Source organism: Geobacter sp. (assembly GCF_027327745.1).
Taxonomy (GTDB): Bacteria; Desulfobacterota; Desulfuromonadia; order Geobacterales; family Geobacteraceae; genus Geobacter.
Map to the genome: position 1 here is coordinate 1 of NZ_DAHVYG010000053.1, position 20930 is coordinate 20930.

The 20930-nt window shown below is 62.8% G+C and carries 21 protein-coding genes and 2 pseudogenes; 20 read left to right on the forward strand and 3 right to left on the reverse strand.

Translation table 11 applies throughout. From position 1 onward, the window contains the following. From M6689_RS10240 to nrfD, 18 genes and pseudogenes are all read left to right on the forward strand, one after another. Positions 1 to 699: efflux RND transporter periplasmic adaptor subunit (locus M6689_RS10240; protein ID WP_298271110.1), on the forward strand; the 699-nt coding region annotated here is incomplete at its 5' end. Between the two features lie 3 nt (positions 700 to 702). Further along, on the forward strand, positions 703 to 3792 hold the full coding sequence (locus M6689_RS10245; RefSeq protein ID WP_298271112.1) for an efflux RND transporter permease subunit: 3090 nt from the start codon (positions 703 to 705) through the stop codon (positions 3790 to 3792). Further along, the gene (locus M6689_RS10250; protein ID WP_298271114.1) at positions 3789 to 4130 is read left to right on the forward strand and encodes a P-II family nitrogen regulator; all 342 of its coding nucleotides are present in this window, start codon (positions 3789 to 3791) and stop codon (positions 4128 to 4130) included. The genes M6689_RS10245 and M6689_RS10250 overlap by 4 nt, the downstream gene beginning before the upstream one ends. A gap of 19 nt (positions 4131 to 4149) precedes the next feature. Beyond that, the gene (locus M6689_RS10255; protein ID WP_298271115.1) at positions 4150 to 4737 is read left to right on the forward strand and encodes a hypothetical protein; all 588 of its coding nucleotides are present in this window, start codon (positions 4150 to 4152) and stop codon (positions 4735 to 4737) included. 72 nt (positions 4738 to 4809) lie between these two features. Continuing rightward, positions 4810 to 6918, forward strand: a complete 2109-nt coding sequence (locus tag M6689_RS10260) for a cation-translocating P-type ATPase (RefSeq protein WP_298271118.1) — start codon at positions 4810 to 4812, stop codon at positions 6916 to 6918. Between the two features lie 49 nt (positions 6919 to 6967). Further along, positions 6968 to 7303, forward strand: coding sequence for a hypothetical protein (locus M6689_RS10265; protein WP_298271121.1), 336 nt, complete (start codon positions 6968 to 6970; stop codon positions 7301 to 7303). A gap of 103 nt (positions 7304 to 7406) precedes the next feature. Beyond that, on the forward strand, positions 7407 to 7808 hold the full coding sequence (locus M6689_RS10270; protein WP_298271123.1) for a cytochrome c maturation protein CcmE: 402 nt from the start codon (positions 7407 to 7409) through the stop codon (positions 7806 to 7808). Position 7809: 1 nt separating this feature from the next. After that, positions 7810 to 8973 (forward strand): ABC transporter permease, encoded by a 1164-nt coding sequence (locus tag M6689_RS10275; protein ID WP_298271126.1) that lies wholly within the window; start codon positions 7810 to 7812, stop codon positions 8971 to 8973. Further along, positions 8966 to 9646: an ABC transporter ATP-binding protein gene (locus M6689_RS10280; protein WP_298271129.1), complete on the forward strand. Its 681-nt coding sequence runs from the start codon at positions 8966 to 8968 to the stop codon at positions 9644 to 9646. Before M6689_RS10275 ends, M6689_RS10280 begins: the two co-directional genes overlap by 8 nt. A 45-nt stretch (positions 9647 to 9691) precedes the next feature. Beyond that, positions 9692 to 10183 (forward strand): hypothetical protein, encoded by a 492-nt coding sequence (locus tag M6689_RS10285; protein ID WP_298271132.1) that lies wholly within the window; start codon positions 9692 to 9694, stop codon positions 10181 to 10183. Positions 10184 to 10288: 105 nt separating this feature from the next. Then, positions 10289 to 13300, forward strand: a complete 3012-nt coding sequence (gene pruA / locus M6689_RS10290) for an L-glutamate gamma-semialdehyde dehydrogenase (protein WP_298271135.1) — start codon at positions 10289 to 10291, stop codon at positions 13298 to 13300. Beyond that, positions 13294 to 13485, forward strand: a pseudogene (locus tag M6689_RS10295) (hypothetical protein); the annotation flags it as partial. The gene pruA and the pseudogene M6689_RS10295, both read left to right, overlap by 7 nt. Before the next feature lie 65 nt (positions 13486 to 13550). Further along, positions 13551 to 13724, forward strand: a pseudogene (locus tag M6689_RS10300) (ABC transporter ATP-binding protein); the annotation flags it as partial. Between the two features lie 161 nt (positions 13725 to 13885). Further along, positions 13886 to 14098: a GSU3473 family protein gene (locus M6689_RS10305; RefSeq protein ID WP_298271142.1), complete on the forward strand. Its 213-nt coding sequence runs from the start codon at positions 13886 to 13888 to the stop codon at positions 14096 to 14098. Positions 14099 to 14154: 56 nt separating this feature from the next. Continuing rightward, positions 14155 to 14844 (forward strand): peroxiredoxin-like family protein, encoded by a 690-nt coding sequence (locus M6689_RS10310; protein WP_298271145.1) that lies wholly within the window; start codon positions 14155 to 14157, stop codon positions 14842 to 14844. Between the two features lie 170 nt (positions 14845 to 15014). Next, on the forward strand, positions 15015 to 15497 hold the full coding sequence (locus tag M6689_RS10315) for a cytochrome c3 family protein (RefSeq protein ID WP_298271148.1): 483 nt from the start codon (positions 15015 to 15017) through the stop codon (positions 15495 to 15497). Then, the gene (locus M6689_RS10320; RefSeq protein WP_298271151.1) at positions 15490 to 16263 is read left to right on the forward strand and encodes a 4Fe-4S dicluster domain-containing protein; all 774 of its coding nucleotides are present in this window, start codon (positions 15490 to 15492) and stop codon (positions 16261 to 16263) included. Before M6689_RS10315 ends, M6689_RS10320 begins: the two co-directional genes overlap by 8 nt. Before the next feature lie 2 nt (positions 16264 to 16265). Then, positions 16266 to 17519, forward strand: a complete 1254-nt coding sequence (gene nrfD, locus M6689_RS10325; RefSeq protein ID WP_298271154.1) for an NrfD/PsrC family molybdoenzyme membrane anchor subunit — start codon at positions 16266 to 16268, stop codon at positions 17517 to 17519. 141 nt (positions 17520 to 17660) lie between these two features. Here the strand turns inward: nrfD and M6689_RS10330 are convergent, their stop codons facing one another. The 3 genes from M6689_RS10330 to elbB form a co-directional block, all read right to left on the reverse strand. Then, complete coding sequence (locus M6689_RS10330; RefSeq protein ID WP_298271157.1) at positions 17661 to 18098, reverse strand: GSU0071 family protein; 438 nt, start codon at positions 18096 to 18098, stop codon at positions 17661 to 17663. Between the two features lie 425 nt (positions 18099 to 18523). After that, positions 18524 to 19132, reverse strand: coding sequence for an outer membrane beta-barrel protein (locus M6689_RS10335; RefSeq protein ID WP_298271159.1), 609 nt, complete (start codon positions 19130 to 19132; stop codon positions 18524 to 18526). A gap of 33 nt (positions 19133 to 19165) precedes the next feature. Further along, positions 19166 to 19819: an isoprenoid biosynthesis glyoxalase ElbB gene (gene elbB, locus M6689_RS10340; RefSeq protein ID WP_298271162.1), complete on the reverse strand. Its 654-nt coding sequence runs from the start codon at positions 19817 to 19819 to the stop codon at positions 19166 to 19168. Between the two features lie 220 nt (positions 19820 to 20039). Here elbB and M6689_RS10345 point away from each other — a divergent pair, with 220 nt between their 5' ends. Beyond that, on the forward strand, positions 20040 to 20639 hold the full coding sequence (locus M6689_RS10345) for a hypothetical protein (protein WP_298271165.1): 600 nt from the start codon (positions 20040 to 20042) through the stop codon (positions 20637 to 20639). An 86-nt stretch (positions 20640 to 20725) separates the two neighbouring features. Beyond that, positions 20726 to 20923, forward strand: coding sequence for a hypothetical protein (locus M6689_RS10350; protein WP_298271167.1), 198 nt, complete (start codon positions 20726 to 20728; stop codon positions 20921 to 20923). Positions 20924 to 20930: the final 7 nt, after the last annotated feature.

Here is a 20930-nt window from a genome sequence, read left to right on the forward strand (position 1 = left end):
CTCCAGGCGGAGACCGACTATCAGACGACGCGTGCCGAGCTCCACACCGATGAGGAGCGTCTTCTCCTCTATGGCCTGTCCAAGAGCGATCTGGCGACCATGGACGGAAAAAGGATCCTGGTGCCGGTCCGTTCCCCCATCGGCGGAGGGGTGACGGAAAAACAAGCGGTCGTTGGCGAACTGGCCGACCCCTCCAAGAGCCTCTATACGGTCGCCGACCTCTCCACCGTCTGGGTGATGGTTGACATAAACGAGAAGGACCTGACGAAGGTTAGAAAGGGGCAGGCCGCCACTGTCACGGTGGGTGCCTTTCCGGACACGAAATTCAGGGGGCGGATTGCCCTTATCGCCGACATCGTGAACGAGGCGACCCGCACCGTGAAGGCGAGGGTTGAAGTGCAGAACCCGGGCAGGAAGCTGAAGCCGGAGATGTTCACCACCGTTGAGCTGACCCTCCCGGCCACCGGAGCGGCAGTCCTGGCGGTCCCCGAGGATGCGATCCAGGAGCTGGAGGGGAAGAAGGTCCTCTTCACAACCGAGGACGGCAAGGAGTTCACCCCCCGCGAAGTGCAGCTAGGTCTCGCCTCCGGCGGGATGGTGGAGATCACCGGCGGTGTTGCGGAAGGCCAGCGCTACGCGGTCAGGGGGAGCTTCATCCTCAAGTCCGAGCTGAAGAAGGGCGAACTGGGGGAGGAATAGACCATGATCGATAAGATATTGCAGTTCGCGCTCAAGCAGCGCCTCCTGGTCCTGCTGGCGACCGTCATCCTGATCGGCGCTGGGCTCTGGGCCATGAAGAAGCTCCCGGTGGACGCCTTTCCCGACGTCACCAACGTCCAGGTGCAGGTCCTGACCGTTGCGGGGGGGATGGCCCCCACCGAGGTGGAAAAACTCATCACCTTCCCCATCGAGACCTCCATGGGGGGATTGCCGCGGCTCCACGAGGTCCGCTCGCTCTCCAAGATCGGCCTCTCGGTGGTTACCGTGGTTTTCGAGGACGGGGTGGACACCTACTTCGCCCGCCAGCAGGTGTTCGAACGGCTCCAGCAGGCCAAGGAGCGGCTCCCCCAAGGTGTCGAACCCCAGATGGGACCGATCACCACGGGGCTCGGCGAGATCTACCAGTACCTGCTGGAGGGAAAGGATTACGACGTCCGGGAGCTCCGCTCGATCCAGGACTGGGTGGTGCGCCCCATCCTCCGCACGGTTCCGGGGGTGACCGACGTCAACTCCTTCGGCGGCCAGGTGAAGCAGTACCAGGTGCAGATCGACCCGGGGAAGCTGAAGAGCCTGGGGCTCACCATCCACGACGTCATGGAGGCGGTCGAGAAGAACAACTCCACGGTCGGCGCCGGTTTCATCGAGCACCGGGAGGAGCAGTACATGGTGCGGGGTATCGGCCTGGCCAAGGGTATTGACGACCTGAACCGGATCGTGGTCGCCTCCCGGGGCGGCACCCCGATCCATCTGGATGACGTGGCCCAGGTCACCATCGGCAACGAGCCGCGCCAGGGGGCAACCACCCACGACGGCAAGGGAGAGGCGGTGGCCGGCATCGTCATGATGCTCAAGGGGGCCTCCAGCAAGGAGGTGATCGCCGGGGTCACCGAGAAGGTGAAGACCATCCGGAAGGCCCTCCCCGCGGGGGTGAGGCTCGTCCCCTACTACGACCGGACGGATCTCGTCTGGAAGACCATCCACACCGTGACCAGGAACCTGATCGAGGGAGGGCTCCTGGTCGTCGTTGTCCTCTTCTACTTCCTGGGCAACGTGCGGGGCGCGGTCATCGTCGCCCTCACCATTCCCCTCTCCATGCTCTTCTCCTTCCTCGGGATGCACTGGCTGGGGCTCTCCGCCAACCTCATGACCCTGGGGGCCATCGACTTCGGCATGATCGTGGACGGGAGCGTCGTCATGGTGGAGAACACGGTGCGCCACCTCTCCGAGCGGAAGAAGGAAGAAGGTGTGCTCCATGCCATCTTCCTCTCGGCAAAGGAGGTGGCCCGGCCGATCCTCTTCGGGGTGTTCATCATCATCATCGTCTACCTCCCCATCGTGACGCTGACCGACATGGAGGGGAAGATGTTCTCCCCCATGGCCTTCACCGTTGGCTTCGCGCTGCTGGGGTCCCTCATCCTCACCATGACCCTGGTCCCCACCCTCTGCTCGTTCCTCCTGAAGGGGAAAGTGGTGGAGAAGGACCCGCGACTCCTCCGGCTGATCCGCGAAACCTATCTGCCGTTTCTCAGGCAGAGCCTGGCAAACCCGAAGAAGGTGCTCGCCATCACGGCCGGCGCCCTGGCTCTCTCCCTCCTCCTCGTCCCGTTCCTGGGGAGCGAGTTCCTCCCCACCTTGGACGAGGGGAGCATCACGGTCCAGTCGTTTAGGCTCCCCTCCGTGTCGGTCACCGACACGGTGCGCACCTCGGCGGCCGTGGAAAAGGCGCTCCTCTCCTTCCCCGAGGTGGAAAAGGTGGTGACCCGCGCCGGACGGGCGGAGATCGCCTCCGATCCCATGGGGATCGACATCTCCGACATCTTCGTGAGCCTCAAGCCGAGGGGGGAGTGGAAGACGGCAAAAACCAAGGAGGAACTGGTGGAGAAGATGCGGGAGCGGCTGGAGAAGATCCCCGGCATGTCCTTCTCCTTCAGCCAGCCCATCGCCCTGCGGGTGGATGAGCTGATCTCCGGGGTGAAGTCCCAGCTTGCGGTCAAGCTCTTCGGCGAGGACATGGAGGTGCTGAAGGGCAAGGGGAACGAGATCGCGGAAGTGCTCAAGAAGGTCGAGGGGGCGGCCGACGTGCAGGTGGAAAAGGTCTCCGGCCTCGCCTACCTCCAGGTGGATATCAACCGGGACGCCATTGCCCGCTACGGCATCAACGTCTCCGAGATTCAGGAGGTCCTTGAACTGGCCGCTGGCGGCAAAGCGGTCTCGGAACTCTACGAAGGGCAGAAGCGCTTCGCCGTGGCGCTCCGCTTCCCGACGACCCTCTCGGACAATCCCGCGAAGTTCGGTGAACTCCTCATCTCCGCCCCCAACGGGGCGCGCATACCCCTGAAGCAGCTGGCCCGGGTCTACACCGAGGAGGGGCCGGCGCAGATCTCCAGGGAGAGCGGCTCGCGGCGCATCGTGGTTGAGTGCAACGTCTCGGGGCGCGACCTGGGGAGCTTCGTGGCCGACGCCCAGAAGGCCATCGAAAGCAAAGTTAAACTTGCTCCCGGCTACTACGTCACCTGGGGGGGGCAGTTCGAAAACCAGCAGCGGGCCATGGCGCGGCTCTCGGTCATCCTCCCCATCTCCCTGGCCCTGATCTTCATCCTCCTCTTCTCCACCTTCGGGAGCGTGCGGCAGGCGTTTCTCATCATCTTAAACGTCCCCTTCGCCCTGATCGGCGGGATCGTCGCCCTTTTCCTGCGGGGGCTGCCGCTGTCGGTCTCCGGCGCCATCGGCTTCATCGCCCTCTTCGGGGTGGCGGTCCTGAACGGGATCGTCATGGTCTCCTACTTCAACAAGCTGCGTGAGGAGGGGACGCCTCTGGACGATGCCGTCGTCCAGGGGGCGGCGGTGCGCCTGCGGCCGGTCCTCATGACCGCCCTGGTGGCATCCCTCGGCTTCATCCCGATGGCGCTCTCCCACGGCACCGGGGCCGAGGTCCAGCGCCCCCTGGCCACGGTGGTCATCGGCGGCCTGATAACCTCAACACTTCTTACCCTCGTCGTCCTCCCCACCCTCTACCGCTGGTGGGAGGGTAGAGCGGAGACGAAACTGAACCGAAAGGAGATTGCGCAATGAAACAGATAATCGCCTACATCAGGCCCGCCGTTCTTGAAAGGGTAACCGAAACTCTGCGGGCAATTGACGGTCTGACCGGCATGAGCGTCATGGAAATCAAGGGCTTCGGGCAGGGGAAGGGAGCCTTTTGCCCGGGAGAGAGAGACGAAGAAATAACGTATTTCTGTAAGAAGGTCCGGATCGAGCTGATGGCGTCCGACGCCATCGTCTGGGAGGTGGTCGACACGATCCGTGAGGGTGCCTGGACCGGCGAGCGGGGCGAGGGGAAGATCTACGTCCTGAACGTGGAAGAGGCGGTGCGGATAAGGACCAACGAACGGGGCGAAGCTGCTGTTTAAGCCGGGAAAGGAGCAGGCGATGAAAAAAATGCATATGTTGCTGATAATGGCAGTGATGGTGATGAGCGGCTGCGCGGATAGTTCCGCATTGATAAGAACAAGCCGCACAAGCATTCGCACCGATATCTTTCAGGAGCTGTCAAATGGTGGACCGGTCCCTGCCGGTTATGCCGATTTGCTTGTCACCTCCTCCCTGAAGACCCACATGCCCGGCATTTACTCCGTAAAAGATATCCACGGAACTCCGGACTACAAGTTGCTGCTGAACATCGACGGCCAAGCGGTGCAACTGCGGGGGAGCCTCCGTGAGGAAAACATCGAGCCGCGGGGGCTTCGGGACCCCGAGGCAGGGGAGGGTATCAGATACATGTTCGGGAAAAAACTGCGCCTGAAAGCAGGCATGCACAGGATAGTCATTGCGAGTATCACTGACGAAATTGCCATTGAACGGGAAATAACCCTGGCGGACGGAAGCGTGAACAGTCTTGTTCTGGAGCCGCTTTACGGGACGACGTCAGGGAAGCGGCGGCCGGCGTTTTACGGCGTCACCAGTTTTTCCGAGGGGATCAAAGGGTTCCGGGTCGTCCTGAACGGCAAACCCGTATAAAGAGGGTGTCAGGAGAATTGCCTCTTCTCCCAGTCCTGAGCATGACTATAAAAGGCTCGTAAGGAAAAATTGATGACAAAAAGGAATGGGATCCAACGGAAAAAAGTCGAGGTTCGCGTCCAGGGGATGGACTGCGCCGATTGCGCACGGCACGTAAAGGATGCGATCGAGGCGATCCCCGGTGTGGCGGAAGTGGAGGTCCTCATCTCCGCACAGAAGGCCGTCGTCCTCATTGACCCGGCGAAAGCGGGTCTGGCGGAGATTTGCAGGGCCGTGGAAGGGGCGGGGTATTCCATTACAGAGCCCGAAGACGGGGTTGCCGCAAAATCACCCTTTGGCGCTAAATTTACCCGGCAAATCCTGACCCTGTTCGGGATCGTCTTCGGTGCCGTCCTCTTTGCAGCCGTGGTGGGGGAGTGGCTCGGACTCTTCGAGGTTGCCACGCAAAAGGTGCCGTGGCCTCTCTGGCTTCTTGTCATCTTCGCCGGCGGCTTCCCGGTGTTCAGGAACGTCCTCAGGGCCACAGTCAAGGGGAGGATCACCTCCCATACCCTCATGACGATCGGGATGATGGCGGCAGTGGCGGTCGGCGAGTGGGCCGCCGCAGTCCTCGTGGTCTTCTTCATGCGGGTCGGGGATTACGTGGAGACGTTCACCGCCGAGCGGGCCCGCCGGGCGCTGAAAGACCTCACCGCCATGGCCCCGCAGACGGCGAGGGTTGAGCGGGACGGCGCCGAGATCGAGGTGCCGGTTGCCGAGGTAAGGGTAGGCGAGACGGTCATCGTCCGGCCGGGGGAGAAGATCCCGGTGGACGGCGAGGTTTTGTCCGGCCAGGCCACGGTGGACCAGGCGACCATCACCGGCGAGTCGATGCCGGTGGAGGCGGGAGCCGGCGCCAAGGTCTTCGCCGCGACCATTGCCCGCTTGGGGAGCCTGCGCGTCCGCGCCCTCAAGGTGGGGGCGGACACCACCTTCGGCCGGGTGATAAAGCTTGTGGAGGAGGCGGAGGCGAACCGGGGCGAGGTGCAGCGCCTGGCCGACAGGTTTTCCGGCTACTACCTCCCCGTGGTCATGGTGGTCGCCCTTCTCACCTACCTCGCAGGCCGCAATCCGCTCGCCACTGCAGCGGTCCTGGTGGTGGTCTGCTCCTGCTCCTTCGCCCTGGCCACCCCCCTTGCCATGATCGCCTCCATCGGCGCCGGGGCGAGGCGGGGGCTCCTCATCAAGGGGGGAAAATACCTGGAGGCGCTCAACCGTGCCGACGTGCTTCTCCTCGACAAGACCGGGACGCTTACCCTCGGACGGCCGCGAATCAGCGACGTCGTCACCTTCTGGAAGACCTCCGAGGAGGAAGTGCTCATCCTGGCGGCCTCTGCGGAGCGCTACTCCGAGCATCCGCTGGCCGCCGCGGTGAGGGAAAGGGCCGGTGAACTCGGTCTCTCCCTGCATGAGTCGGAGCGGTTTGAGGCGATCCCCGGCCTGGGAGTGCGGGCCAGGGTTGACGGCAGGCTGGTCGAGGTCGGCAGCCGGAGGATGATCCAGGGCGTCGCCTCGTTTCCCTTGGAGGGGGACCTGGAGGCGCAAGGAGGGAGCGTGCTCTACGTCGTGTGCGACGGCAGAGTCGTCGGCACCCTGATCGCTTCCGACACGCTGCGGCCCGAAGTGCCGGAGTCCCTGGCTTCGGTTAGACGCCTGGGGGTCCGGACGATAGAGCTCCTCACCGGCGACAACGAGGCAACCGCCCGCGCCGTCGCGGCTCAGCTCGGCATCGGCTGGCGCGCCAATCTCCTTCCGGAGGACAAAATCTCCATTGTCAGGGAGTATCAGGCGCGGGGGCACACAGTCGTCATGGTGGGGGACGGGGTGAACGACGCCCCGGCCCTGGCCCAGGCCGACGTGGGGATCGCCATGGGGGCGGCAGGGAGCGACATCGCCATCGAGGCGGCCCACGTGGCGCTCATGCGGGAGGACTGGTTCCTTGTCCCCCAGCTCTTCGCCATCGCCCGACGGACCATGGGGGTGGTGAGGCTGAACCTTCTGTTTACCGCTTTCTACAACCTGGCAGGGCTGTCCCTCGCCGCCCTCGGTCTGCTCCCGCTCACCCTGGCCGCCGCGCTCCAGTCGCTTCCCGACCTGGGAATTCTCGCCAACTCGTCCCGGCTGCTGCGCCAGAAGGAATAAGGGGAAAGACGGATTGACAATATGCTTGCCGAACGGATAGTGTCAAAATATGCGGACTAAAACCTTCCGAATAATCTCCCTGATCGTCTTGCTCGCGGTGGTTTCCATGTTCACCGGCCTGGAAACCGCCGTTTCCGCCGCGCCGGTAACAAAGATCGAGAAGTCCTGCTGCGACGGCTGCGGCCAGGATGAAGACCAGGATAATAGCCCTGCCCCTAAGTCCGCTCCTGGTTGCCCCGCATTCCTCTGTCTCACCGTCGACAACGTTGAACCTGTAACCCTGCAGGTCATTTCCTCGGAAATCATTCCCGTCTTTGCCTTCATTCCAGAGCCGATCCCCGATCCTTTCGTGAAGTCAATCTTCCATCCACCGTCACTCGTCTAGCACTCCACGTCCGTAACGTCGAATCAATCTCCCATTGATACAGGGACACGTGCGTCTCTGCATCTACAGGTCCATCATTTTCACCTACTTATGGAGGTCTATCATGAAAAGGTACATCCTCGCCCTTGCGGCGATAGTCATTACAGGCATCGTCCTTGCCGGCTTCAGTAGCGGCATGGGCAAGAAAGTCCGGACAAAATCGGTATTATCGGTAAACGACATCCAGGCGGACCCCGCCGCCTACACGGGGACCATCACCATCAACGGCGTGGTAGCCGGTTTCTCCAAAAAGGACCAGACAATTTTTGGCCTTGTGGACACGGCCGAAGCTAAGCTTTGTAAGACGGTGACGTGCGGAGTTTTCTACCTCCCTGTGAAATACACTGGAAAAGCGCCGAAGGAGGGCGATGAGGTGAACGTCACCGGGAGCTTCGGTGAAAAGGGGCGGGTCTTCAACGCCACCAGGGTGGATGTCCTGCGCCATCTCCATCTGGAAGGGAGGTAGCATGAACATACCGAAACTGGTGGTGAAAAACCTTACCCGCCGCAAGGGGAGGTTCGTCTTTACGCTCCTCGGCATCACCATCGGCATCGCTTCCTTCGTCACCCTCCTCTCCCTTGGTGGCGGGCTGAAGAAAGAGATCAGGAAGCAGGCGGCCGAGCTGGGGGCGAACCTGGTGGTGACGCCGAAGGGGTGGTGCGCCTATGAGCAGGTCTCCGTCCTGACCGGCGAGCAGCTCCCCGAGGGGATTCCGTTCAGTGTCGTCGGGAAGATTGCCGCCATCAAGGGGCTGACCGCTGTCCCGTACCTGACCGAGCGGACCGCGTACAAGAACAACCCGGTTTCCGTGATCGGCATCCTCCCAGAGGAGATGAAACGGTTCAAGAACTGGGAGATGGAACAGGGAAAATACTTCGCAACGCAGGACGAAAAGGCCCTGGTCATAGGCTCCGGCATTGCCGGGCAGTTCGAGCTGAAACCGGGGGATGAACTGACCGTCAAGGGTGAACGGTTTCCCATCAGGGGCATCCTCAAGGAGACCGGCGGGAAGGACGACATCGCCGTCTATATGCCGCTCTCCGTCACCCAGAAGCTATATGAGGTGGGGAGCAACGTCTCGTTCATCGCCATAAAGGTGGACGACATCGCCAGGATCGACGCCTATATCCTGAAGATCCAGGAGGCGGCCAACGTGGCGGTGGTCTCCGACAAGCAACTCCTCAAGTCGGTCCTCGCCATTGTCGGGACGGTCAGCATGACGCTTCAGCTCATCGCCGCCGTGGCGATCCTGGCGGCGGCCTTCGGGATCATCAACACCATGATGACGGCCGTATCCGAGCGGAAGCGGGAGATCGGCATCCTCCAGGCCATCGGCGCGCCGCGGGGGACGATCTTTTCCCTCTTCTTACTGGAATCGGGCTTTTACGGCCTTCTCGGCGGTATCTTCGGCGTAGTGGGCGGCCTCCTCTTCTCCCTGTTCGCCTCCCCCTACATCTCCCAGAACGAGTTCACAACGCTCATCAAGGGGGGCGATGCGGCCGGGGCGCTGGACCTTCGGATCATCTTCGGCTCGATGCTCTTTTCCGTGGCGGTCTCGCTAGTGTCCGGGCTTTACCCGGCCTGGAAGGCGGCAAGAATGACACCTGTGGAGGCCATCAGCTATGAATGACACGATTATCAGAACGGAGAACCTGCACAAGACGTATACGACGGGCAAGGTGAAGACCCATGCTCTGCGGGGGGTGGATCTGGAGATACCGCGAGGCTCCTTTTCCTGCATTGTGGGCCCCTCAGGGCACGGGAAAAGCACCCTCATGCACCTTGTCGGGGGACTCGACCGGCCGACGGCGGGAAGAGTCTTCATCGGCGGCGAGGAGATCACCGGCCTCTCCGGCAGGCGGCTCGCGGCGCTGCGGGCGCGCCGGATCGGCTTCGTCTTCCAGTTTTTCAATCTACTGCCCGGCCTCTCCGCCGAGGAGAATGTGGCGACCGCCATGATGTTTGCCGGTGTCCCAGAAAAGGTCCAGCGGGACAGGTCCCGGGAGCTTCTGGCCCTGGTGGGGCTTTCCGACAAGCTCCGCGCGAAGCCTTCCGAGCTCTCCGGCGGTCAGCAGCAGCGAGTGGCCATCGTCCGGGCCCTTGCCAACGACCCTGATATCCTCCTCATGGACGAGCCGACCGGAAACCTCGATTCCGAGTCGGAGTCCGAGGTCCTCGCTGCCGTCGCGAAGCTTCACGGGGAAGGGAAGACCGTGGTCATCGTCACCCACAACGGCGAGATCGCGCGCCGGGCGGAAAGGGTAATCAGGGTGAAAGATGGTATAATCGTCGAGGGTTACTGAACATCACCCTTTACGACACCACCCTGGGAAAGGAGGAATAGTCACATGAAACCGAGACTCGCCGTGATGTTCGCCACCGTCGCAGTTGTGGCCGGTATCTCTCTTCACGCCCATGCGGAAGAGCAGGTGCCGGCCGGGCAGAAAGGGATGCCGATGCAGATGGGGCCGGACGCGATGCAGGAGATGATGAAGCAGATGAAGGAGCGCATGGGTGACGATCCCATGATGGCTCAATGCATGGCCATGATGCAGACCCCCATCACCCCCCGGAGCCCCGCAAGCCTCCTCGCCATGAAGGAGTCGCTGAAGCTCTCCGATGACCAGGTGCAGAAGCTCAAGGAGCTCGAAGAGAAGACGAACGCCGAGGCGCTGAGGCTCCTCACCGAAGAGCAGCGTGCATCCTTCACCGCCATGACCAAGGGATGGAAGCCCATGTCCATGATGGAGGGGATGCAGACCATGATGCCCAGGATGCAGAAGATGATGGGCAACAACTGCCCCTGCCCCATGTGCCGGCAGATGATGCAGGGTAAGTAGCGGCGGGGGGTGGCATGCGTCACCCCCTTCTCAGCTCCGGTGGAAGACGTTGTCCCATGGACACGGCCGTGTCGCCACTTCGCTACGCAGCAAAGGAGCAAGCCCATGCAGAACAGCGAGCTGAACGCCAGAATCATCGTCCGCGGCAAGGAGTTCTTCGCCGCCATCGCCGGCGAGAAGCCGTCCCTCTTCAACAAGGGGACCTGGATGGGGAAGGTGATGGAGTGGTGCATGCAGAATGACGAGTTCAAGATCCGGATGTTCCGGTTCGTAGACGTCTTCCCCTCCCTCACCACCGGCAAGCTCCTGACCGGGCATATCAGCGAGTACTTCGGAGCCGAGCAGGAGATGCCCGCCTTCCTGGCCACCGGCGCCAAGGTGGCGGGGATGCTCGGCTCCCTCGGCGGCGCGGTGCTCGGCAAGGTGCTCTCCGCCAACATCGAGGAGATGGCGCGGCAGTTCATCGTCGGCGAGACGACCATGGAGGCGGTACGGGGGGTGGAGCGGCAGAGGAAAGAGGGCTTTGCCTTTGTGCTCGATGTCCTCGGGGAGGCAACCCTTTCCGAAGAAGAGGCGGAGGGCTACGTCGGCACCTACCTGCAGCTCCTCGATTCCCTCGCGGAGGCCCGGAAGGGGTGGAAGAGGCTCGACGGCGGGGGAGGGGACCCGCACCTCGACTGGGGGCATGCCCCGATGATCAACGTGGCGGTGAAGCCGACCGCCCTTTACTGCCTGGCCAACCCCCAGGACTTCGAGGGGTCGGTGGCCGCCATTTTCGCCCGCCTGGAGCGGATCTACCAGAGGGTGATGGCGGTGGGGGGCTTTCTCTGCATCGACATGGAGTCGTACCGCTTCAAGGAGATCACCCTGGAGCTCTTCCGGCGCCTGCGCCTCGCATACCGCGACTATCCCCACCTCGGCATCGCGCTTCAGGCGTACCTGAAGGAGACCGACCGGGACCTGGACGGGCTCCTCGCCTGGGCGAAGCGGAACGGCACCCCCATCTCCGTCCGTCTCGTGAAGGGGGCCTACTGGGACTACGAGACGGTGAAGGCGAGACAGAACGGCTGGGAGGTCCCGGTCCGGACCGTAAAGAGCGAGACCGACGCCGCCTTCGAGCGCCAGGCGCGCAGGATCCTGGAAAATCACGCCATCTGCCACTTCGCCTGCGCCTCCCACAACATCCGCTCGATCTCGGCGGTCCTGGAGACGGCCCGCGAGCTCAACGTCCCGGAGGAGCGCTACGAATTCCAGGTTCTCTACGGGATGGCCGAGCCGGTGCGCAAAGGGCTTCTCAGGGTGGCGGGGAGGATTCGCCTCTACTCTCCCTACGGCGCCATGGTGCCGGGGATGGGGTATCTCGTCCGGCGGCTGCTGGAGAATACCGCCAACGAGTCGTTTCTCCGCCGGAGCTTCGCCGGGGAGGCCGAGATCGAGCGGCTCCTGGAAGAGCCGGAGGCGACGGCAGCGCGGGAGCGGGCGAAACCGGCCGCCGCAGCCGGGCCCGAGCCCCCCGGCGGACTTCCCCCCTTCAGAAACGAGCCGCTGGTGGATTTCACGAAAAAGGAGCACCGCGCCGCCTTCCCGCAGGCGATCGCCGCGGTGAGGAAACAGCTCGGCCGGACCTATCCCCTCTTCATCGGCGGAGAGGAGGTGACGACCGGCGGCCCGGCTCCCTCCGTCAACCCCGCCAACCCGGCCGAGATTGTCGGCACCGTCTGCCAGGCGGGGGTCGAGGAGGTGAAGAAGGCCGTCGCCGCCGCCAAGGGGGCCTTCCCGGCCTGGCGCGACACCGATCCCCGGACCCGGGCCGAGTATCTCGTCAGGGCGGCTGCGGCGGCCCGCGCGCGGATCTTCGAGCTCTCCGCCTGGCAGGTGCTGGAGATCGGCAAGCAGTGGGACCAGGCCTACGCCGACGTGGCCGAGGCGATCGACTTCCTCGAGTACTACGCCCGGGAGATGGTCCGGCTTGGCACCCCCCGCAGGCTCGGGCACGCCCCCGGCGAGCTGAACCATCACTTCTACGAGCCGCGGGGGGTGACGGCGGTCATCGCCCCGTGGAACTTCCCGCTCGCCATCAGCTGCGGCATGGCTGCAGCAGCCATCGTCACCGGCAACTGCGTGGTCTTCAAGCCGTCGGGGCTTACCCCGGTCATCGGCCACCACCTGGTGGAACTCTTCCGGGAGGCGGGGCTCCCCCCCGGCGTCTTCAACTATACCCCCGGGCGCAGCTCCGTCATGGGGGATTTCCTGGTGGACCACCCTGACGTGAGCCTCATCGCCTTCACCGGCTCCCTGGAGACGGGGCTTCGGATCATCGAGCGGGGGGCCCGGGTCCATCCGGGCCAGGCCAACGTGAAGAGGGTCGTCTGCGAGATGGGGGGGAAGAACGCCATCATCATCGACGATGACGCCGACCTCGACGAGGCGGTCCCGCAGGTCCTCTCCTCGGCCTTCGGTTTCCAGGGGCAGAAGTGCTCCGCCTGCTCCCGGGTCATCGTGCTGGAGGGGGTCTACGACCGGTTCGTGGAGCGGCTTGTCGCCATGGCGCGGGCGACCAGGGTCGGCCCCGCCGAGGACCCCGCCTGTTACATGGGGGCCGTGGCCGACGGCACGCTGCGCCGGAAGATCCTGGAGTACGTCGGGATCGGGCGGAAGGAGGGGCATCTCCTCTACGAGAGTCCGGTGCCGGCCGGCGAAGGGTACTACGTCCCCATGACCATCATCGGCGGGATCCGCCCCGAGCACCGCATCGCCCAGGAGGAGATCTTCGGACCGGTCCTGGCGGTGATGCAGGCGAAGGAGTTCGACCAGGCCATCGAGTGGGCCAACTCCACCCGGTTCGCCCTCACGGGGGGGCTCTTCAGCCGCAGCCCCGCGCACCTGGAGAAGGCCCGGCGGGAGTTCCGGGTGGGGAACCTCTACCTCGACCGCGGCGTCACCGGGGCGCTCGTGGGGCGCCAGCCCTTCGGCGGCTCCCGCATGTCGGGGGTCGGGACCAAGGCGGGGGGGGCGGACTACCTCCTCCACTTCATGGACCCGCGGGTGGTGACCGAGAACACCATGCGGCGCGGCTTCGCGCCGATGGAAGCAGAAGGCGACCTTACAGGCTGTTGAACTTTCCTGAAGCTGTGCGGCTGCAGCCAAACGGGCCCGCCATCGTGCTGGCCCTGGGGCTGAACGTCATCACCGGGATTACCGGCCAGCTTTCCCTGGGGCATGCCGTCTTCATGAGCATCGGCGCATTCACAAGCGCGCTCATCACCACGAAGACGGCGCTCCCCTTCGGGCTGAACCTCCTCTCGTGCTCCGCAGCTTCGGCAGGAAGCCGAAGACGGCGGAGGTAACCGAACGTCACAGACGGTAACGGGACATTAACGAGGCCGGCACCACGATCATGCTCGTGGAGCAGAACGCCCACATGGCCCTCTCCATCGCCCACCGCGCCTACGTGCTGGAGACCGGCGAAGTCGTGCTCCAGGGACCGGCGAAGGAGTTGGCGGAGAACCCGGAAGTGAGGAAGGCCTACCTGGGGGAGTGACGCCGTGGATCAAACCCCTGGCCATCCGCGTAGGGGTGGGCGCTCCGCGAGCGGAATCCGGGGGCGGCGAAGCCGGGCCCCGTTTGACAGGGAAGGGAGGGGTGCTAGAATAAAAGTGCCGATGGTTTCTGCCCCAATTCTCTTCGAGGGGGGGTGAACGGATGCTCATTCGGATCAGATACAGCGACGGCAGTTACGATATGATCAAGCCCTGGCGGCTTTCCGAGCTGATTTCCGCCGGCAGGGTCGGGGCGTTTCTGCGCTCGGACGGCTGGGTGGCCGTGGCGCGCGGCCCGATGCGAAGGGGAGGGGACCGGAGTTATGCAGGGCCCGAGCGCCGCCGCAGGGACAACAACTCCTACCAGGCCGCCTGACGGCCTGTTTTCATGCGCGGCGCTCCGGCAGATGTGCGGTCGCGCAAGGGGGGATCGTGGCCGGCGAAGAACCGAAGCTGACCGTTGAATTGCAGAAGGAGCTGGACGGATTGCGGGAGAGCTATCTGGCAACGACTCCCGCCGACGTCACCGAGACGATGCAGAGGGCGACGGAGCAACTCCTCGTCTCGGGGATCACCGAACGCGCCCTGAAGGTGGGGGCGCGGGCCCCGGACTTTTCCCTCCCCAACGCGGTGGGCAGGGAGATCCGCCTCTCGACGACGCTTTCACGCGGCGTGGCGGTGATCACCTTCTATCGCGGCGCCTGGTGACCGTACTGCAGCCTGCAGTTGCGGGCCTATCAGAAGATCCTTCCCGAAATCAGGTCCCTGGGGGGCGAACTCCTCGCCATCTCGCCCCAGACCCCCGACAAGTCCCAGGCGACCCTTCTCAAGAATTTCCTCCAGTACGAGGTGCTGAGCGACGTCGGCAACGTCGTCGCCCGGCAGTTCGGGCTGGTCTATCCGGTTGCCGCCGAGATGCGGAAGATCTACCTCGGCTTCGGGGTCGATCTGGCCGAGTACAACGGCGACGCCTCGTGGGAGCTGCCCCTTCCGGGAACCTTCATCGTGGACCGATCAATGACCGTCCGCCTCTCGTTCGTGGATGCCGACTACACGAAACGGCTGGAGCCGGCGGCGATTCTCGATACTCTCCGGACGCTCGACACCAGGGTAAAAGCGTAATTGTCCTGCTCCCGAAGGGAAACGTCCGCAGTCGTATTAATATAACCACGTTATATGTTTGCGGCACTAACAGCGTAAAACGTTTGCAATAGCCTTCCTTTAAAGCTATAATCTGTAAAACACCGTCTCTTAAATTTTGACTCTGCCACACTGCCAAGGAGGAGTTTTCGGTGAAAAGTCATGTCTGGCGTCCCCTCTTCGTCGCAGTCGGTCTTATCCTGCTCATTCTCGTGGTGAGGACTTTTCTGGTACCTGATGATTTCGGCGTCTGGGAGCGGGGGTACATGTACGGCTGGCATCGCAAGGGGAATGAGGAGGAGTGGAAAAAGGTCACGGTGAAGTACCGGACCAAGGCGTACTGCAAAGAGTGTCACGCGGAAAAGGTGGAGAGCATCGGCCGCTCCCCCCACGGCATCCTCCAATGCGAGAACTGCCACGGTCCGGCCATGAACCACCCGGAGGATCCACCGACTCTGACCATCGACCGCAGTCGCGAACTCTGCCTCCGGTGCCATGCCAAGCTCGTCACCCCGTCCAGCGGCCGGGCCGGGATTCCCGGCATCGATCCGGTGACCCACAACCCCGAGGCTGAGTGCAGCCTCTGCCATGATCCCCACCACCCGAATCTGGAGGAGTTGAAACGCCATGAATAGACGCGAGTTTCTCAAGCGGAGCATCGTGGTGGTCGCCGGGATGGCGCTGCCGACGGCGGCCCTGGAACTGATCGACCCGAAAAAGCTTCTGGCGGCCAAGCCGGAACTGCGCTGGGTCTTCCTTGTCGACACCTATAAGTGCGTGGGATGCGGCTTCTGCGTCAAGGCGTGCAAGATCGAGAACGAGGTTCCGTACGACGCCGACGTGACCCGCACCTGGGTGGAGCGGTACGTCATCACCAGAGACGGCAAGACCCACATCGACACGCCGAAGGGGGCCCTTAACGGGTTTACCTCCAGGAAGATCGATATCGGCCAGGGACACACCGAGGAAATCAGGGACGAGGATATCGTGCAGTCGTTTTTCGTCCCCAAGCTCTGCAACCAGTGCGAGAATCCCCCCTGCGTCCAGGTCTGCCCGGTGGGCGCCACCTACCAGACCGCCGACGGGGTGGTGCTCGTGGACCGGAAGTGGTGCATCGGCTGCGGCTACTGCATCATGGGGTGTCCCTACGGTGTCCGTTTCTTCCATCCGGTCTACAAGGTGGCGGAGAAGTGCAACTTCTGCTATCACCGCATCTCCAAGGGGATGAAGACGGCCTGTGTCGACGCCTGTCCCTTCAGCGCCCGCAGGATCGGCAACCTGAGAGATCCCAATGATCCGGTTACCAAGGTCATCATGACCGAGCGGGTCGCGATCCTCAAGGAGGAGTACGGTACCAAGCCGCAGGTCTACTACCTGGGCCTTTCCAAGGAGGTGAGATAGCCATGGTGCACGGAGAAGCCTGGACCATAAAGGAGTTTTTTACCTACCCGAACGAGTACATCTACTGGACCATCCAGATCGTCATGTACCCCTTCATGACCGGCCTCGTTGCGGGGGCCTTCGTACTCTCTTCGCTCTATCACGTCTTCGGAATCAAGCAGCTGAAGGACATCGCCCGCTTTTCCCTCGTCTTCTCCTTTGCGCTCCTCCCCGTGGCGATGATGCCGCTCATGCTCCACCTGCAGCAGCCCCAGCGGGGAATCGAGGTGATGATGACCCCCCACTTCACCTCGGCCATCGCCGCCTTCGGCATCGTCTTCTCCACCTACGGGATGATCGTGGCGGCGGAGCTCTGGTTCGTCTACCGCCAGTATTTCGTGCAGACAGTTCAGGAGCTTAAAACAAAGACGAACAGAACCGCCTGGGAATCATTTCTGGTTCCGCTTTATTCGATCCTGACCATGGGTGCGTGGGACATCAGCGAGCATGCCCTGGAAAAGGACGAGAAGGCGGTGAAGATCCTGGCCGGCCTCGGCATCCCGGTAGCCTGCTTTCTCCACGGCTACGCCGGTTTCATCTTCGGCTCGGTCAAGGCCAACGCCCTCTGGATGACCCCGCTTATGCCGGTCATCTTCATCTGCTCCGCCGTCGTGTCGGGAATCGCCCTCTGCATCGTCACCTATGTGGTCAGCATGGAGCTCAGAAAATTCATTTTCGCCTGGAGGCGGAAGCTGAATCCCGATCTTCCCACCACCGCGGAACTGAAGAGCGTCGAGCTGCACGTGGTGACCATGACCGTCAAGTATCTGATCATGTTCCTGATCCTGGCGATTACGCTGGAACTGCTTGACCTGATCTTCCGCGGGTACACTGCGGTCAAATCCTGGGATATCCTGCGCAGCGTCATCTACGAAAAGGACTTCACCAAGATTTTCATCCTCCAGTACACCTGCGGGAACCTGATCCCCTTTATCCTCCTGCTCTTTCCCCGGCTCACCGTCCGCAGGGCGGTGCTGGGGGCTCTCATGGTTCTGCTCGGGGTTTTCATGATGCGGTGGAACGTCGTCATCGGCGGCCAGGCCTTCTCGTCGTCGTTCGCCGGTTTCATGGAATACCAACTCCCGATCTGGCCCCACGACATGGAAACCTTTAAGGAGGGGCTCTTCGGCGCCCTCATGGTAGCCGTCACCCCCTTTGTACTCTTCTACTTCCTTTCCCGGATTCTGCCGGTCTTTGGCCAGAAGGGTGGCCACTGACGGAATTTGGCCGCTCTACGGAAAAAACGGCAGGCGGTACCACGATGTCGGTACTGTCTGCCGTTTTCCGTTATGAAACAGGGGGGACGAAAAAGGGCGGCCCTGGGGCCGCCCTTTTCGCTCTCTTTGGTATGACTCTCCTCAGACGAGGCCCGGGGCCTCCTTGTCGACGATCTCGATGATCTCGCGGTAGATGGCGATCATGACGCCGGTCTCTCGCCATTTCCTTGCCACCATCCGCAGCAGGGAGAAGGCGTGGACCACGGTGCCGGAGAAGACGAAGATGCCGGCGATGCGCATCTCCTCGTTCTCCATCATGAAAGCGGAGACGATCCCCACCATGATCATGGAGGCGAGCCAGGCGAGCTCCGGTCCCTTGAAGGGGTTCTCCATGAGGGTGAGAAAATCGACATAGTAGCGGGTGAGCCCCCGCACCTTCTTCAGGAACTCCTTCAGCTCGTCCCCGCCGTAGCGGAGGTAGGCGTAGGAGAGAAAGCGCTCCGCCGCAGACTTGCGCCCCTTTTCCATCCGTTCGTGAACGTACTTGTCAATGGCCTCGTCGATGACTGTCGTGTTCATAGCCCACCCCTCTGTGTCAATCTGTCCCGCCTGGCGAAGGAACTGCACCAGAAAGAGACGGTCCCGCACCAGGGTGAAATGCCCCGAGAGCCAGTACGCTCTGCTCCTGCTCCCTCCACCCGGTCGTCGTTGTGAAATTTACACAAAACGTGCCAGAGGAGAGGAAAGCGGATTTTTTGCAACAGTTTCGCTTCCCTAGAGCGTTGCCGGCTCGTATATATAATTTTACTACACTTTGTATCCGATGCGTTTCGGTCAAGAAGAAATTTTTTGGCGAGGGAAAACGTCCGGTGAAGGTAGCGGCTGGCGCGGCCGTGGCTGAAGTTTGCACAGATGCGAATCGTTTTGAAGCAATGCAAAGGGGAAAGCGCGGGGTGGGGGCGGGGGCACGGGCGTCCCTCCCAGAGGTCGCCCGTGCCGAGTCGTCAGTTGAAGAAGAAGCGGATGCCGAATGTGCCGGCGATGCCGCTCGGGTCGAAGTTGCCACTCCCCTCGTTGGGGGTGTGGATGTCGGCTTCCGGGGCGATGATCCCCTTCACCTCCGCGTTCAGGGCGAGCTGCTTCATGAAGAAATAGTCGATTCCGCCGCAGAGGTGGACCCCGACGACGGTGTCGACGTCGGCATTGACACCGCTGGGGCGCTTGTAGTCGCTCACGAGGATGTCGAGACCTCCCCCCGCGTACGGGACGAGCTTCGGCTGGGGGATCAGGAACCGGTACTGGACCCCGAGGGAGATGTTGGTGATCCCGAAGTCACCCTGATCGCGACTGTCGACCAGATTCACCCCGAACTCGGTGCGGGTCACGTCGATCTCGGCGGCAAGGTTGTCGGTGATGCCGTAGATGAAGCCGCCGCCGCCGAGGAAGCCGGCATCGCTCTCCAGCTTGAGATTCTCGAAGTCGCTGTCGGCGGGGAGCAGGAAGCCGATGCGCCCCGTGACGCCGAGTCTTCCCTTGATGCTGTCTGCCAGGGCCGCGCCGCTCCCGACGGCAAGCGTGAGCATGAGGCTGACCAGAAAAACGATTTTCTTCATTGCAGATTCCCTCCTTGGTCTGGTTGTCGATGGTTACGCCATCTCGATGACTGCCTTCACCGCCTTCTCGATTCCTTCGGCCGCCTCCGAGATCCGGTTGGCGAGCATGTAGGCGGGGGTGGTGACGATCCTGTTTTCCCGGTCGACTACGAACTCGGTGACGGGGCAGGAGATGTGCTCGCTCCCCGTTTCGGCGATGGCGGCGGCGGTGCCGGCGTCGGTGCCGATGGTCACCTTCGGCCTGAAATCGCGGCCGAGGGTGGCGGCGATGAGGGCCGGGGCGATGCAGATGGCGCCGATCGGTTTCTTCGCCGCGGCCATCTCGCGCAGCAGGCGGGCTACCTCCGGGTGGATGGTGGCGGCCGCCCCCTTTTCGGCGAAGGTGCAGAGATTCTTGGCCGCGCCGAAGCCGCCGGGGAAGACGACGGCGTCGAGTTCGGCCGCCGTGACCTCCTTGATGTTGCGGATTTTCCCCCGGGCGATGCGGGCCGCCTCCACCAGCACGTTGCGCTTCGCGCCGGTCTCCCGGGAAGTGAGGTGGTTCACCTCCCGGAACTCCATGTCGGGGGCCATGCAGAGGGCCTCGGCTCCGCTGCGGTCGATGGCGAGCAGGGTCAGGACCGCCTCGTGGATCTCGCTGCCGTCGAAGACGCCGCAGCCGGAAAGAACGACACCAATCTTTTTCATACGCTCCTCCTTGTCTGTCGTGATGACCGGAATTATCGGGCAGGGTGGTGTGGCGACGTGAAGCGGGGCTAATTGTAGACGCTCTCCTCCCCTTGCGCAAGGGCGATCTTGGCGCAACCGTCTCGTAACAATTGTACACACTCTGGCCTGAAGGCAAGGGGGGATGGGAAGGAGAGACAGGAGGGGCGGGATTGTGGTATCGTTCCCGGCGGAGGTCCTAGTGCCCCGCAACGACGCCGTAATCCCCCGGGAAATCGCCTGCCGGCAGGTCCTTCGCGAGGACTCGTCGGTCTTCTCCGTCCAGTGGACGAAACTCCCCCGACGCCTTGCGGCGGGGGTCACTCCCGACTGGCTCCTCGATCGCTATCTGGCCTGGATCAGGAGCTTTACCCTCACCATGGTCCGCCCCTGCCGAACGGAGGACGGCATCGAGTTTCGCCTGGCCGGCACCGCAAAAAGCCTGCTCAGGTTCACTGCTCCCCGCCGGCTCCGGGAAGCGGAGCAGGACTCCCTCTCCCTCGCCATCTGTGGAGGAATGCTCGTCCAGCCCGGCCAATCCCGCCGTGGGAGCCTCACCTTCGCCGTGGCATCGGAACGGGAGGAGGTGCGGCTCACCATTCGCCTCAACGACTATTTTCCCCTCATCCTCGGTAGCGCTTCCCCCTCGCGGCTCAGAAAGATCCTCTATCGCTTCACCCAGGCCTCCACCCACAAAGTGGTCACGATCCGTTTTCTCGCCCGCATCTGCCGGCACCTCGGGGGTGGGGACGGGCGTGTCAGGGTGATCCGGGCGGAGGGGCCGCAGGGGGAGGAGATCTGAGAGCGAGCGGTCCTCCGGTTGCAAAGGAGGGGTTGCGTGTTACGATAACAGTAGGCGGGAACGATAACCGCAGGGAGGTGAAAATCATGAAGGAATCCGAACACGTACAAGTCTGCCAGCGGACCGAACGAAAGGAAGAGCGGGTGAAGCTCAGGAATATGAAGACCGGCGAGATCGGGTTGACCTTCGGCTGCACCGAGGCGGGGGAAACGATCCAGGTGCAGCTGGAAAACGGCCAGCTCGACAGCTGGGACCCGGCCGACTGCGAAGAAGTCCCGATGTAGGGGAGGG

What these genes read in the sequence shown, in the direction of transcription:
- M6689_RS10245 (WP_298271112.1), top strand. Translation starts at nt 703, where the DNA reads ATGATCGATAAGATATTGCAGTTCGCGCTCAAGCAGCGCCTCCTGGTC.
- M6689_RS10250 (WP_298271114.1), top strand. Translation starts at nt 3,789, where the DNA reads ATGAAACAGATAATCGCCTACATCAGGCCCGCCGTTCTTGAAAGGGTA.
- M6689_RS10255 (WP_298271115.1), top strand. Translation starts at nt 4,150, where the DNA reads ATGAAAAAAATGCATATGTTGCTGATAATGGCAGTGATGGTGATGAGC.
- M6689_RS10260 (WP_298271118.1), top strand. Translation starts at nt 4,810, where the DNA reads ATGACAAAAAGGAATGGGATCCAACGGAAAAAAGTCGAGGTTCGCGTC.
- M6689_RS10265 (WP_298271121.1), top strand. Translation starts at nt 6,968, where the DNA reads ATGCGGACTAAAACCTTCCGAATAATCTCCCTGATCGTCTTGCTCGCG.
- M6689_RS10270 (WP_298271123.1), top strand. Translation starts at nt 7,407, where the DNA reads ATGAAAAGGTACATCCTCGCCCTTGCGGCGATAGTCATTACAGGCATC.
- M6689_RS10275 (WP_298271126.1), top strand. Translation starts at nt 7,810, where the DNA reads ATGAACATACCGAAACTGGTGGTGAAAAACCTTACCCGCCGCAAGGGG.
- M6689_RS10280 (WP_298271129.1), top strand. Translation starts at nt 8,966, where the DNA reads ATGAATGACACGATTATCAGAACGGAGAACCTGCACAAGACGTATACG.
- M6689_RS10285 (WP_298271132.1), top strand. Translation starts at nt 9,692, where the DNA reads ATGAAACCGAGACTCGCCGTGATGTTCGCCACCGTCGCAGTTGTGGCC.
- pruA (WP_298271135.1), top strand. Translation starts at nt 10,289, where the DNA reads ATGCAGAACAGCGAGCTGAACGCCAGAATCATCGTCCGCGGCAAGGAG.
- M6689_RS10305 (WP_298271142.1), top strand. Translation starts at nt 13,886, where the DNA reads ATGCTCATTCGGATCAGATACAGCGACGGCAGTTACGATATGATCAAG.
- M6689_RS10320 (WP_298271151.1), top strand. Translation starts at nt 15,490, where the DNA reads ATGAATAGACGCGAGTTTCTCAAGCGGAGCATCGTGGTGGTCGCCGGG.
- nrfD (WP_298271154.1), top strand. Translation starts at nt 16,266, where the DNA reads ATGGTGCACGGAGAAGCCTGGACCATAAAGGAGTTTTTTACCTACCCG.
- M6689_RS10330 (WP_298271157.1), bottom strand. Translation starts at nt 18,098, where the DNA reads ATGAACACGACAGTCATCGACGAGGCCATTGACAAGTACGTTCACGAA.
- M6689_RS10335 (WP_298271159.1), bottom strand. Translation starts at nt 19,132, where the DNA reads ATGAAGAAAATCGTTTTTCTGGTCAGCCTCATGCTCACGCTTGCCGTC.
- elbB (WP_298271162.1), bottom strand. Translation starts at nt 19,819, where the DNA reads ATGAAAAAGATTGGTGTCGTTCTTTCCGGCTGCGGCGTCTTCGACGGC.
- M6689_RS10350 (WP_298271167.1), top strand. Translation starts at nt 20,726, where the DNA reads ATGAAGGAATCCGAACACGTACAAGTCTGCCAGCGGACCGAACGAAAG.